Consider the following 13,854-nt stretch of genomic DNA (forward strand, 5'->3'; position numbering starts at 1 on the left):
AATCCCCCCCGCTACCGCACGAATCCTTTCGTGTGGTAGTTAAAAAACAGGAAGTGTTTTTAGCTTTAAAGAAGACCACTGGAAATACTTTTGGAACACCGCAGGACTATTAGAAAGTGTACAACGCCCAGATGGTGCAGTAGTAACCTTTGGCTATGATGCTTTAGGTAGAAGAATTTGGAAAAACTACCGCCAAACCACCACCAATTGGGTTTGGGACGGCAACGTACCTTTGCATGAATGGAAAGGTTTTGTAAGCAAAGACCCGCTCTCCGAAAACCTCATAACTTGGATTTTTGAAGAAGACTCATTTTCACCAATTGCTAAATTGCGTGGCGAAAAAAAATACAGTATCTTAGCCGACCATTTGGGTACACCAATTGAAATGTACCAAGATGACGGTTCTTTGTTTTGGAGTAGAGAAATTAATGCCAATGGTAAACTAATAAAAGGCGATAATAATAGTTGCCCTTTCTTGTTTCAAGGACAATATTTTGATGCTGAAATTGAGTTAGCTTATAATAGATTTAGATATTATGATGTAGAAGATGGAAGGTATATTTCTCAAGACCCAATTGGGTTGTTGAGTGGAGAGTTTGGGTTTTATAATTATGTAAGAAATAGTAATTTATTTGTTGATATTTTAGGATTAATTGCAAATGGTTCAACTTCATTTATAGGCGATGCTTTACATCCAAGCACATTAGCTGATAAAACTTTTGAAATAACAGCTACTGGAAATTATCATGATGATAAAAAAGCATTATACAAAGCAGCAGGAATTAAGGAAAAATTTTCAAGAGATTGGATTTCACACCATGTGAGTTATGATCCTACTACAAATACAATGACTATGCAATTAGTTCATAAAGATGTTCATAAAATAAAACATAATGGTGGAGTAAAAGAATATGAAGATCACCATCAAACAAAATACAAAAGAAATAGTTATAGTTAATTTAAATATATATAAATTTAATAAAAATGAAAAATAGTTTTTTATCAGAAAAATTAGAATTTGAAATTGATGGTAGTATTTTGACTGAAAATCAAATAAAAAGTATAATTCCAAATGACTTAAAAAATAAAGAAGATTTTATTAGTTTTTATATGGCTCATAATGGAATTTATTTTCATGATGGAGCTTTTATGAAGAGAAGTAGATTTTACAAGATTAATAAAAATGAATATGACGAACTAGAAGTTGAGTTTTTTTATGAAATTGGTAATGATTTAGAAAAAATGTGGAATGCTTCAAAAGAACATTCTGAAGATGCTAAATTGTTTGCTCAAAAACATATACCTTTTGCTAGTGATGCTGCTGGAAATGAATTTTGGGTTGAAATTGAAACAGGTATTGTTAAATATATTTCATGGGAATACGATTTTCCGGAAGCAATTACTATAGCAGCTCCAAGTTTTAAAGAATTTTGTCAAGCAATAGAGCCTTATAGATAAAAAACAGGAAGCCTATTTAGTTTTAAAGAAGACCAATGGTATTATGACTGGAACAGTGCGGGTTTATTAGAAGCCGTAAAACGCCCTGACGGTGCCGTAGTAAAATTTACCTACGATGCTTTAGGACGCCGCCTCACCAAAACCTACAAACAAACCACCACCCACTGGCACTGGGACGGCAACGTACCACTACACAGCCTGTCCCGATTTTTCTTCGGGAAATGGAAAGGCTTTGTTAGTAAAGACGCCCTCTCCGAAAACCTCATAACTTGGATTTTTGAAGAAGATTCATTTTCTCCAATAGCCAAATTGCGTGGCGAGAAAAAATACAGTATTTTAGCTGACCATTTAGGTACACCCATAGAAATGTACCAAGATGACGGTTCATTATTTTGGGAAAGACAACTAAACGCCAACGGAAAAACTATAAAAGAAACCCAACAAGGCAGTTGCCCATTTTTGTTTCAAGGACAATATTATGATGCTGAAATTGAGTTAGCCTATAACCGTTTTAGGTATTATGATGTAGAAGATGGAAGATATATTTCTCAGGATCCAATTGGGTTGCTATCAGAAGAATTTAATTTTTATGCTTATGTGGATGATTCTAACTTATATATTGATGAACTTGGTTTATATAAAAGTGCTTATAGAAAAAGAAGTAAAGCCAGTGTAAAAAAATTAAGGGATCGATTTAATAACAAAGTAAGAAAAAAATTTATAAAAAAACTTGCCAAAGACGAGAACTCATTAAAAGCAAGAGGATTTAGTGATACAAATATTGAAGCAATGAAAAAAGGAGATGTTCCAACAGATTATGTAGTTCATCATAAAAAACCATTATATAGAGGAGGAAATAACTCTTACGATAATTTAGAACTAATGAAAGAAAGTGACCATAGTCCTAAAGGGAAATACGGACCTTTACACGATTATCCAGAAGGTCAAAATCCGTTTGGTGCAAAATATAATTAATTTATAATAATATCTAAAAAAATGGAACATATAAAATGTGATTCTTGTAATATAGAATTCAATCCGTCAATTTTACAAATGGATGAGATTAAAAAAGCAGCAAATTCAGGAATAGAAAGATTTATTGTTTATTGTCCTAAATGCCATAGCTTAGTTTTTGTACACCCTTTGGTGCTTCTAGGAATGAAAGTAGAAAAACCTAAAGAAATTGAAGATTCAAGAATTTTTTGTTGTCCAATTACATCGTGCATTGGATTTGTCGAGAAAGATTATGATGCAAATATCTATGGTTGTTCTGAATGTGGCACAGAATGGAAAAATTTGAAGAAGATAAATGAAGATATTGATAAGATTGTTCAAAAATATGAATATAGAAAAGAAGTATATAAAAGAAAAGGGAAAACATGGGAATCAATAGATTTAGAGGAAATCCCTAAAGATTATTATAATAAAGTTCAAAAAGAAAAGTAATTTATCAACAGTAATTTCAACAATGGAAATGTCAAATTCACTAATAGAAACACCAAATCCATCAATGGTAATGATAAATCCGCTAACAGAAATGCTAAATCCAATGATGGAAATACTAAATCTAATGATAGAAATGTCAAATACACTAATAGAAACACTAAATCCATTAATGGAAACGGCAAATCTAACAATAGAAACAGCAAATCCATTAATGGAAATGCCAAATCCAATGTTAGAAATGCCAAATCTAATGATAGAAATGCCAAATCCACTAACAGAAACGGCAAATCCACTAATAGAAATGCCAAATCCACTAACGGAAATGGCAAATCTATTAGTGGAAAGAGCTAATACTTAAATCAAACCATCAAAAAAATGAATTTTTTAATAACTCTTTTTAGTTTCTTTATAAGTTTTGTCGCCACCGCAACAGGCACCACCAACTTTGACTACAACAAAGAAGGCTACCTCACGCAAGCCAAATATGCCGATGGCAGCACCACCAACCGCTACCCCGATGCAAAAGGAAACCTCTATGAAGACGCCAACCTCAAAGACCGAGAATATACACATGGCGGCAAACTAGTAAAAAAAGGCAGTTGGCACTACAAATACAACCACCAAGGTTTTCTAACTACAAAATACAAGAAAGTAGGCAGAATATTTGTAATAAAAGAAGACGAATGGAACTATGAGTGGAACTCTGCAGGACTTTTAGAAAAAGTTTACAGACCCGATGGAGCAGTAGTTTCTTTTGGCTACGATGCATTAGGCAGAAGAATTTGGAAAAACTACCGCCAAACCACCACCCACAGGCATTGGGACGGCAACGTACCACTACACAGCCTGTCCCGATTTTTCTTCGGGAAATGGAAAGGCTTTGTTAGTAAAGATGCACTTTCTGAAAACCTCATTACATGGATTTTTGAAGAAGACAGCTTCTCTCCAATAGCCAAATTGCGTGGCGAAAAAAAATACAGTATTTTAGCTGACCATTTAGGTACACCTTATGAAAGCTACGATGACAAAGGCGATTTAATTTGGAGTAGAGAACTTAACAGCAACGGCAAAGTTATAAAAGAAACAGGCATACAAAACTTTTGCCCATTTTTATACCAAGGACAAAGCCTTGACAACGAGATAGAACTTGCTTATAATAGATTTAGATATTATGATGTAGAAGATGGTAGGTATATAAGCCAAGACCCGATTGGGTTGGCAGGTAATAATCCTAATTTTTATTCATATACCAAGAACAGTAATTATTTAGTTGATCTATTTAGATTAGATCCTTTAGGAACAGGAGCTCCGCTCAAGAATGGGTTCTTATTTTATAAAAACGAATTATCGCTTTGGACAATTTATCATAAAAATGTTGATACAATAATGGCACATGTACATCTGGGTATTTTGGCTTACTGGCTTGTAAATACGATAAGATATCAACTCAAACAGCAAAAAAGTCATCACAACTTTATGGTCAAAATAATGATGATGAAATGATTTAGATGAGACGATACAAAGAAGCAAAAGTAAAAGAAATTTATGCCAAGCTAAAATATAAAATTACCCCTTCACAAAACGAAAATTTGTAGTGCACAAATCGGGACTCAAAAAAACTGAAACCCAATGTTTATGGAAAACAGACGATGGTTTGCTGCAAGTTGGGTTAAGTTATTATTGTAAGAAAAAATGATTTTGTTTTGATACCTATTTAGTCTGCTTTTGTTGCACTTTACCAATAAAAGGCAACTCATACATCACGTAAAATAGGGTGTTTTAATAGGTCGCTTCTACTCTATTAATCCAAATGGTGCCTTATTTTTCTCCTTGATTCAAATCAAAAACTTGCTCTACGTCCCAGTTTTCTCGGATATCAATTAGTTTTGGAAAATAAATGACCTCTTCAGATTGTGTTTTATTTAAAAAATGGCCCGCATCCCATTCTCTATTCCGATTGTCGTCATAAATGAGTCTCAACGTATATTTTGCAGGATCTATCAAATTGAACTCCAAACGGTTGTCTTTGTCTGAATAAGCCGTATATTTTACTGCTCCACTGTCGTCTGTAAGCGACACCATAACAGGAAATCGATGGACGTTTTGCAAAATTAAGCTCAAATTTCCATAATCCGACGTGTTTTGTGTTGTAACTTTAAAAGAAATTTTGCTGTTGTTTTTGTCAAATAAATCAGTAATGGCCCCTGGTTCTAACCAAAGGGTGTATTTTTCGAGAGGTTCTTTTTTAAACACAAATTTAAGTTCTTGCTGCCATTCGTCATATTCTGTTTTGAATGAAACTTGGGTAGAGTCTTTATTAATAAGCTTCATCTTAGACACATCAAACTTTTTTATTGGTGTACTTGATCGAAGCACTAAATCGTCTCTAAACGACAAACTGCCTTTTTGCAACGATTCTAGGTTTAGAGTATCTCTTTTTTCGGGTTTTATACGGATTTTAAACGATGTTTTGTACGATTCTTTTTCGTAAGAAATCCACAAACTATCTGTTTTTATGGGCTGATGCCAAATTAGTAACGAATCTTTTTGTGGCATTTTTGTAACCACAATGTCAAGCTTATGGTCTCGGTTTTTCAGTGTAAACTGTCCTCCTTTGGGCATTCCTTCATAAGGCACCAAGAGGCTATTGCCCGACTGTTGTTTGGGTTTTGCTATTTTCAATGGCCTTTTTTCTTTAAACAATTCTAACTCAAACACCGTGTCGTTTGGAATAGTAATGGGTTTAGTCTGGAATCCTATTTTTTCATCAGCTGGATCAAATTTATTATTGTTATTTTTGTCTTTTAACGCAATTAACAAATATTTTCCTTTTTTTAAATGATCAAAAGTAAATGTTTTTAAACTATCCAATGTATTGGTAATATACAACGGACTTTTTTTATAAATCACAGAATCGGTATATTTTGAATTGATTTCATACAACATAATCGATACAAAGTTGGTTACTTTTCGGTCAAAAGCATCTTTGATTGTTCCCTTCAATTGTAAGGAATCCAAATAACTTCCTGTCGAAAAAACATATTTGAATTGTTGTATGGGGTTGTTTTCATTGTTGTCCTGAATGCTTTGTCCAAAATTAAAACTATACGTTGTATTGGGTTTTAACGTGTCTTTTATATTGATAGTCAATTCTTTACTGGCTGTTGATGGCAATATTTCAGGCAAATGGTCAAGCGGTGGCGACACAATGAGCTGTTTGTTCAAATCTTTTGTTCTTACATATTCGTCAAAAGTTAGGGTTATTAATCCACCTTTGTAATTGGTACTGCCGTTTTTTGGAAAACTCATTTTCAAAATTGGGGCAATCGTGTCTTTTGCACCGCCTGTAATAGTGCCTCTTTTGGCACAACTTCCCAAAATGAATACTACAAATAAGGCTATTAACGAACGTTGTAACATTTGATTTTTATTTTTTTAATGAAAATACAAAATAACAACTAATTTTTTGTAATCAAAATTTTTTATTAAAATATTAGCATTTTTATAACGGTCTATAAATTATTTGTAGCACGCAAATTGTATAGTCCAAAAAATAGTAGCTTCATAAAAAGTTTTGTTTTTAGTTTGTATTGCATTTTTTTAAAGTTTTATACAAATAATATTAAAAACTTTATTGAATGTATTTTTAATAAATAATTTTTTATATTTTATTTTTATTAAAATAAAATATCTTACATTACAAAAACCATCATACTAATTCTTTTCGCATCAAATAATCGGTTTGAACTTCGTTGCCCATTGTAAAGGGATGTTTGTCAAAAATTTTGAAGCCATTTTTTTCATAAAACCGAATGGCTTTAGTATTAAATTCCCAAACACCTAGCCAAATGTATTGGGCCTTGTGTTGTATTGCTACGGCCACGGTTTGGTCCATCAAGCGTTGGGCAACTTGCTGTCCGTGATAGCTTTTCAAAACATAAATCCGTTGCAGTTCCATGCCTAAATTATCGTTTGGTTCTGTTTGAGCCGTTGCAAAATTACATTTGATAAAACCAATCATTTTTTGATTGTCAAAGGCTATATAAAATAACGAATTGGGGTTGCTCCACTCCGTAAACAATTGGTCTGGTGTAAAATGTGATGCTAAATAGGCATTCAAATTTTCAGTAGTATTATTCGATTCAAAAGTGTCCGAAAAAATGTTAATTGCCAACTGGCACAATGTTTCCAAATCATTGGAAGTTGCAGGAAGTATGGTTATCATATCAAAAGGTTAAAGGTTGTTGTGCCGCCATTCGTACAGCAATCAAATGTTCGCAAGGGCCTTTTTTTAATCCATTGTTCATATAAAAATGACACTGACATTCGCCCGAAATCAATCGTTGGTCTTTGTCTATTACAGCATTGACTTTATAAGTATAATTTTTTATTTTTATAACACCTTGCAATTCTAATTCGTTATTTTTTATATTTTTAGATACCTTAATGGATTCATTTTCAATAATATGATTGGCTTTTTGCTCTTGTTCTGATGCAAATCTGAAATGCTCAAAATTCAAAGGCTCTTGTGTTAGTTCTCGCAATCGATACACACCCAAATTCATGTCATACATTACCCTGCCTGCCTGTGTATAGGCCGTTAGAGCTGCAGCTACGGTTGCCGATTCAAGTTGTAAGTGCTTTGCCAAGTCGGTTGTGGTTGCAAACCAATTTTGTTTGAGACTTTCAAAAACTGTATTGCGAATATTTGCCGAAACATGGCCTCGAGGAGCCATCAAATCAAAATTTCCTGCCTTGCTCCAATCGTTGTTGGTCCATCCCGAAAGGCCTAATGTAAAAGTCATGTCGCCCAAATCGGCCATAAAAAAAGACGGCAACCCATTGCCCATCAAACTGACTTTAAATCGTTTGGCAATTGGTATCAAGCGTTCCAAAATGTGTAGCCTCCTGCGACCCCAAATCCGAATGGTTTTGGATGTATCGCCCTGATACACCGATCTATGAAAAATAATCGTTTCAAACCAAGGTTCAAAAACCACTTGTATAGGTTTCCCTGGTTCTAGTACAAATCGCATAGCTCGAGGGCCTTTTGTTTCACGAAATCTTCGCAAATACTGACAAATACCATGTATATCCATGGGATGCAAATAAAAACTAGTGGTTGGCAAAGTCATGGCTGCACTTACCTGCAAAAAACCTCTTACCCAAGAGTCGGGCAAATCTATTTTCATTTCCTTAAAAACATTTTCGTTGGTAGTTTGTGCCTCAAATCCAGAGGGATCTATTTTGAAAATGGTTTCTTTGTAATCTCTTATTTTTTGAAATTCATGATACAAATTTTCAGAATAATCTATGTTGGTTGTACCACATTTAAAATCTTCAATATCGTCAAACACATTGTAATTAGCACTCAATTTACCATAACTTGATTCGTCTTGACTAAAACACTCAAAAAACACTTCGTCTGGATGTACCGTTATCACAGGATCCAGTACAAACCATGCGTCTTTATCATTGCGATACAAATAATCAAAATACTGTTGTTTTGCTTTATTAAAAGGTCCTAGTAAGCGGTCTCTATCTTTATAAATTTCTGACAATCGATGCTTTACTTGTTGGATATTTTTTCGAATTTCTTCTATTTGATATTCTGCCATAAAATCACTCAACCAAAGTTTTTCTTGCTCCACAACCCATTCTTTATAAGCCGTTCGGTCTTTTGGTTTATACCTCAAATCCGATACCACCACATCGTGCAGAGCCGAAATAGCCTCTCTGAAAGGAATTTTTTTATTTAATTTACCTACAAAAAAAGTAGGATCCCGTTCCAAATCTGGAGCAAAAGCCATGTTTGTTTGCGAATTGGTGTTGTCTATTTGCGAGCTTTTAGAAAATTTATAATTAAATTCCATATCATTATATTATTTGTAAATGAATAGCTAGTTTTGGATAGCGTTTTTTCAAATCTGAAAGCAAGTCAATACACGTTGCTTTGTCTTGTATGCTTGAGGTAGCCGAAACTTCGTCTAAAATAGTGGCTACAATGGTGGCTACATCCTCCGAAAGGGTTGCTTTTTGATACAAAAGTTGGTAAATTCTATTTTTGGCAGCCCTCGATTGATTGACTTTTGTTAAAACCGATTTAAAATAATAGGCCATCGCTTGCCAACTTTTGGGGCTATCGTCTAAATATGTTTCTAATAATTGTGTTACAAGCAATTGAATATTACGGCTTGGATGTTGGCTTAATTGATACAAATAAGTTGGGGCATCTTTTTGATCAAAAAACAAGCTAATAAGCTCTTTACCAAATAGTTCCATATCTGGACGAACGGCATCTACTATACCAATAAGACATGCTGCATCCCAGTCGGTGGCAGTAAAATGGCTCCTGAAATAGTCAAATGCAAACTGCCTACTGTCTTGCCACGAAGCGTCCAAAATAGTAAGTGCAACCTTTTTTTCTTGCTTGATTCTATGGGTATGTTGTTTGTAATATTGCCAAACCCATTTTCTAACGTCTAAAAATTCATGACTTGCCAAGGCCACAATTTGCTTCATGCTAAAAGCATCAAAATCCAATCGCTTTTGCAAAAGTTCAAATCCTAACAAGGCATTTTCTTTATGATAGGCCAATAACAATTTGATGATCCATTTTGTATGTAAATTATTAATAATCAAAGCATCAGGAGATTTTATAAAAGTTCTAAATATAGAATATGCCCCTTCAAAATGTTCTTTTGAAACCAATAGCCAAATGGTTTTTTCTACCCATCGAAGTTGAATATCTTGGTTATTTCGGTCGATGTTTTGAAGTTCAAATAACGATTCAACCACTTCTTGATGAGCAGATTCAAATAGATGTAAAAAAGCCGTCCAATTTTGGGTCAATGTGCTGCTTTCATATTGCCTTAACAGCTCCAAACCATTGGCCCTAATTCGGATTTCGTCATTTTGCAATAACAACTGAATGATTCCAATGGGAAGGTCGTTGGCCTGTGTTATTTTTGATTTGGCCATTAAAATTTCGCTAGCCAACAAGGTATTATTTTCCAATTCGGACACCAATAATTGAGAAATGATTTCCCAACTAATACCCGACATTTTTTCGTAAGCCATCATTTTGAGCCTGTCGGTTACTATAATAGCCCTTTGGTTGTGGTCGTCATTGTTTTCAAAACCCATAAGTGCCACAACGGCTTTTCCTAAAATGGCCTCTTTTTGTACCTCGGTCAAACGACTGTTGTGTATCAACTCGTGTATAAATTGGTTCAAATTAGATTTGGTATTGAATATAACGGTCAGCCAAAAATCGATGTGGTTTGTAAAAAAAGACTGTTGATTCAGAATCATCTTTTGAGCCAACAGTTGGGCTTTTTCCGATTTTACATCCAATATTTTGCCAACCAATACAGCATCTGTACCAATGTTTTGTTGGTTGTGTTCAAGCACTTCAAAGCCCATTTCTTGTGCTTTTTCAAATGGTCTGTCCAATAAAATAAGCATCAACGAAGTATCTATTTTGGATATAAATTCGTGGTATTGAACATTATTTTTAATGTTTTGATATGCAAAATCTACAATTAAATTCATATTGGCTTGGGCCAAAAGTTGCAAATATGCCTCAGGAAAGGCCTCCCACAAATGAGGAAACATGGCCAAACTTTGGGGTTTTTTAGGTGCTTCATCAGTAGGTTTTGAAACTATTAACGAGGGTTCTGGTGTTTTAGTCTTGTCAAAAATTGTTTTGATAGTACTAAATACACTTTCAAAAACTGATGCTTTTTTTTGCGATGCATCTGTGGCTTCTTGTTCTGTTGTTCCATTTGGTGCAACAACAGTAGCTTTCTGGATATTGAAATAATAATCTTTGCTCGAATAAACGGTTTTTTTTGTATAAAACTGACATTTCTTATCCATAATTCTATTTGTATCATTGCCAAATAATATATAGGTCAATAAATAAGAATGAGAACACTCTGGATAGTCCACCATGGTATAATAATAGCGGCCTTTGTCATAATTGTAAGTACCGTAATCACTTAACAATTTAGATTTTGACGGGGTATAATCTGATTCTTCAAAATGCAATAACACATTCACTGCAAATTTTAAATAATCTGCCGCTACGTTTTGCATTCCTAAATTTTTCAAAAAATACACACTGTCTTTCTGAAAAAAGTATTTGGTGAACTGAGAAAAACCAATTTGACAATTGGCATTTTTATACTCTTTATGCAAGTTTATACTAGAATCTAAAGCATCAATATACTGTTGGGTTTGATACGCATTAGGGTCCAAACTTGCCGTTCGAAAATACATAGGTTGCTGTTTTTCAAAACAATAAAACAACAACGACAAGATGTGGTAATCTTTTTTAAATTTGGCCAATTTAAAAATGGCTCTAATACTTTTAAAATAAGGTGGTTTGAAAGGAATTGTGCTTAATATTTTTTTAAAAACAGGTACAAATGACTGATAATCAGTAGATAATAAATACAATATTGGTAGCTCTTTTGCAGGCATTTCATTTGCAATAGTATGAGTATAATATTGTTCTATCATAGTATATTGCCCGTCGTCTATGTGGTCTTTGATGGTATCTGGCAATAATTCCATCAAACTGTCAATGGTTTTTTGATGCTCAGTTGGATCTGAAAGTTGCAATAAAGCCTCAAAACTCAAATATCTAATATAGTCTTTTTGGCGGTTGCCGTGTGCCATACTTTCAAACAAAGGTATAGCATTTTGAGCCTTTAGGGTCATCAAGGCATATAACGAAGCGTACAACTGCATTTCATCGCCTTTTGTAGCTATTTTCAAAATATAAGGTACTGCTTCTGTAATGTTTAGCATTGCAGCTTTCCATATTACTCGTGAGGTTTTCCATACGGTTTTAAAAGAGTTTTGGCCTGTTGCTGCATCTTCCAATCGTTTTAAAATCCTACTTTTGGGAGTAGCTTCATTAGTGTTAGACAGTGTTGGCAATGCTACAAACACCTCTACTTCAGACTGGTAGCCTTTTTTTCGTTTTTCGTTTTCCAATGCCGCAAAAATGTCCAATCCCTTTTGATGGTTTACAAATTCGGGCGTTTTGGTCCCTTCTTTCAAAGCGGCACCACGTCTGCCGTATCTAAAATTGACAACATAAGCCGTTGGATTGATTTCGCATAAATCTATTTCATAAACTTTATCTGATTTGCCTTCAAAGAAAAATAATTTTACTTGTTTTATTAATTTCATCTTGTTTGCTTTAAAATAAGTTCCACCAATCTGTTTGTTTGTCGGTTGTAGCTTTTGAAATTGTTTTTTCAACAATTGGAGCTTCGGGAATAGCCGCTTTTGATACTTGCATTATTTTACTTTCAATAATTGGTCGGCCGTGTTTGGCAATAATGTTCAAAAGAGTTTGGTGAAATTTGGCCCCTTTTGCTGCATCAACCATTTTTACAAATTGAATATAACCTTCAACAGCATTGATCAAATGTATGGCTTTGCCCCAAGTTTGGTTTTGCCAACCATTTTGATCTATATTATGCAACAAAGCCCTAAATTGTCGGAGTCTTTTTCTGTCGATATTTAGCTTTTTATTTACAACGATACCTGTAACTTTTTGTTGATTTGACGGTCTCATAATCGATGTTTTATCGTTATTTACTTCAAAATCTTCAGATTTGATTGTTTTTTTGACAAAACACAAAAATTTACCCATATATTGCGCTGCTTCTTCGTTTCCTGAAAAAGTCAAATCATCGGCATATCGTGTATAGGTAAAACCATATTTTGAGGCCAGTCCATGCAAACGTTTGTCTAGTTTATAAGCGATCAAATTACTAATGGCGGGGCTTGCTGGCGAGCCTTGTGGCAAATAGCGTGGCCCTTTTTGAACATAATACGTTTCGCCATCTATTTGGATTTTTTCTATATCGCATGTTGTACAAGCCAACGCCAATAAGGTTGCCATTGATTCCGAATATCCAAAAATTCGGAACAAACCTTTGACTCTTTTGTATGAAATAGAAGGAAAAAAGTCTTTCAAATCTAAATTCAAAACCACATTTTTTTGCACATGTTGGTTTGCATTGCTCACAATAGAACGGTTTTGAACAAATCCATGAACCATAGGGGCTACAACAATTTTATTCAAAATATGTTCTAAAATCCAAAGTTGAAATGCTTTTAACTTGGTTTTTGGTGCAGTAATTTTTCGGGTGCCACCTGATTTTTTTGGAATTTCAAATACATGATAGTGTGTTGATTTGGATACTTTTCTGTTGTATGCCAAATATTTTAGGGTTGGCAAATCAAATCCAGATTGCACAGAAAAATCATAGCTGTTTTCAAAAAAATCTAAATTAAATTTTGAAAGAAGTATGGGGTTCTGCTGCTCATTTTGCAATCCTTTTGACACAGATTCGCCCAAATAAATCATTTGTTTTTGATTGACTTGCTGCCATTTTTCTGATTTCTCAATGATTTTCTGAGCCCGTTTTTGTTTATTAATGTCCCGTTTTTGCTTTGACTCCTGCATGCGTTGTTTTCGCATCGCCCTCAACATGGCTTCCTGATCGCTGTACTTTTTGTCCTGTGCCAGCAATTGATTCAATGTTTTTTGCAGTGCGGTTTCTTCGGCAATCAATTGTTCTGGCACCGATGGTATTTCAGAATTTTCCCAAAATCCAATTCTTTTCATCTCTTCTAGTATGTAACTATCTTTTGAAGAGGATTTTATCCTGTCATAAATTTGTTGTCTAGTCAATGCCACAATCGTATTTTTTAAAATCAATAATTAAAAAAAAATCCCTATTTATAATTTACTTACAAATAGGGATAAGAGCGTAACCTTCGTATTTACTAAGGACTATATCTATCAACTCCAGAGAAAGAGTACTATACGTGCATTTGGTTTCTCGGAAAATGGCCTGAAAATGCACGTATAGTACTCTTTCTCACCATAAAGATAGTATGTAGTGTAGTATGTCTTACAAA

Annotated in this window: 9 protein-coding genes and 2 pseudogenes; 6 read left to right on the forward strand and 5 right to left on the reverse strand. The window is 34.1% G+C overall.

Annotated elements, in window-relative coordinates:
- Positions 1-85: 85 nt before the first annotated feature.
- The 6 genes and pseudogenes from FBFL15_RS15930 to FBFL15_RS17105 all read left to right on the forward strand — a co-directional run.
- Positions 86-958: pseudogene (locus tag FBFL15_RS15930) on the forward strand (RHS repeat domain-containing protein); the annotation flags it as partial.
- Between the two features lie 26 nt (positions 959-984).
- Complete coding sequence (locus FBFL15_RS14690) at positions 985-1,458, forward strand: SMI1/KNR4 family protein (RefSeq protein ID WP_014085300.1); 474 nt, start codon at positions 985-987, stop codon at positions 1,456-1,458.
- Between the two features lie 39 nt (positions 1,459-1,497).
- Positions 1,498-2,433 (forward strand): annotated as a pseudogene (locus FBFL15_RS16950) (RHS repeat-associated core domain-containing protein); the annotation flags it as partial.
- A 21-nt stretch (positions 2,434-2,454) separates the two neighbouring features.
- Positions 2,455-2,904 (forward strand): hypothetical protein, encoded by a 450-nt coding sequence (locus FBFL15_RS14700; RefSeq protein ID WP_014085301.1) that lies wholly within the window; start codon positions 2,455-2,457, stop codon positions 2,902-2,904.
- Positions 2,905-2,932: 28 nt separating this feature from the next.
- Positions 2,933-3,262 (forward strand): hypothetical protein, encoded by a 330-nt coding sequence (locus tag FBFL15_RS14705; protein ID WP_148267939.1) that lies wholly within the window; start codon positions 2,933-2,935, stop codon positions 3,260-3,262.
- 17 nt (positions 3,263-3,279) lie between these two features.
- Positions 3,280-4,407: an RHS repeat domain-containing protein gene (locus FBFL15_RS17105; RefSeq protein ID WP_044032351.1), complete on the forward strand. Its 1,128-nt coding sequence runs from the start codon at positions 3,280-3,282 to the stop codon at positions 4,405-4,407.
- Between the two features lie 315 nt (positions 4,408-4,722).
- Here FBFL15_RS17105 and FBFL15_RS14715 read toward each other — a convergent pair whose 3' ends face one another.
- The 5 genes from FBFL15_RS14715 to FBFL15_RS14735 all read right to left on the reverse strand — a co-directional run bounded on the left by FBFL15_RS14715 (position 4,723) and on the right by FBFL15_RS14735 (position 13,630).
- Complete coding sequence (locus FBFL15_RS14715) at positions 4,723-6,324, reverse strand: Ig-like domain-containing domain (RefSeq protein ID WP_014085303.1); 1,602 nt, start codon at positions 6,322-6,324, stop codon at positions 4,723-4,725.
- Between the two features lie 289 nt (positions 6,325-6,613).
- Positions 6,614-7,129, reverse strand: a complete 516-nt coding sequence (locus tag FBFL15_RS14720) for a GNAT family N-acetyltransferase (RefSeq protein WP_014085304.1) — start codon at positions 7,127-7,129, stop codon at positions 6,614-6,616.
- 1 nt (position 7,130) lies between these two features.
- Positions 7,131-8,777, reverse strand: coding sequence for a hypothetical protein (locus FBFL15_RS14725; RefSeq protein WP_014085305.1), 1,647 nt, complete (start codon positions 8,775-8,777; stop codon positions 7,131-7,133).
- A 4-nt stretch (positions 8,778-8,781) separates the two neighbouring features.
- Positions 8,782-12,108, reverse strand: coding sequence for a WGR domain-containing protein (locus FBFL15_RS14730; RefSeq protein ID WP_014085306.1), 3,327 nt, complete (start codon positions 12,106-12,108; stop codon positions 8,782-8,784).
- 10 nt (positions 12,109-12,118) lie between these two features.
- Positions 12,119-13,630, reverse strand: coding sequence for a retron St85 family RNA-directed DNA polymerase (locus FBFL15_RS14735; RefSeq protein WP_014085307.1), 1,512 nt, complete (start codon positions 13,628-13,630; stop codon positions 12,119-12,121).
- Positions 13,631-13,854 lie beyond the last annotated feature (224 nt).

The organism is Flavobacterium branchiophilum FL-15, assembly GCF_000253275.1.
Lineage (GTDB): Bacteria > Bacteroidota > Bacteroidia > Flavobacteriales > Flavobacteriaceae > Flavobacterium > Flavobacterium branchiophilum.

Coding starts and splice junctions, on each gene's coding strand:
- FBFL15_RS14705 (WP_148267939.1), top strand. CDS start 2,933: ATGTCAAATTCACTAATAGAAACACCAAATCCATCAATGGTAATGATA.
- FBFL15_RS14715 (WP_014085303.1), bottom strand. CDS start 6,324: ATGTTACAACGTTCGTTAATAGCCTTATTTGTAGTATTCATTTTGGGA.
- FBFL15_RS17105 (WP_044032351.1), top strand. CDS start 3,280: ATGAATTTTTTAATAACTCTTTTTAGTTTCTTTATAAGTTTTGTCGCC.
- FBFL15_RS14725 (WP_014085305.1), bottom strand. CDS start 8,777: ATGGAATTTAATTATAAATTTTCTAAAAGCTCGCAAATAGACAACACC.
- FBFL15_RS14730 (WP_014085306.1), bottom strand. CDS start 12,108: ATGAAATTAATAAAACAAGTAAAATTATTTTTCTTTGAAGGCAAATCA.
- FBFL15_RS14690 (WP_014085300.1), top strand. CDS start 985: ATGAAAAATAGTTTTTTATCAGAAAAATTAGAATTTGAAATTGATGGT.
- FBFL15_RS14720 (WP_014085304.1), bottom strand. CDS start 7,129: ATGATAACCATACTTCCTGCAACTTCCAATGATTTGGAAACATTGTGC.
- FBFL15_RS14700 (WP_014085301.1), top strand. CDS start 2,455: ATGGAACATATAAAATGTGATTCTTGTAATATAGAATTCAATCCGTCA.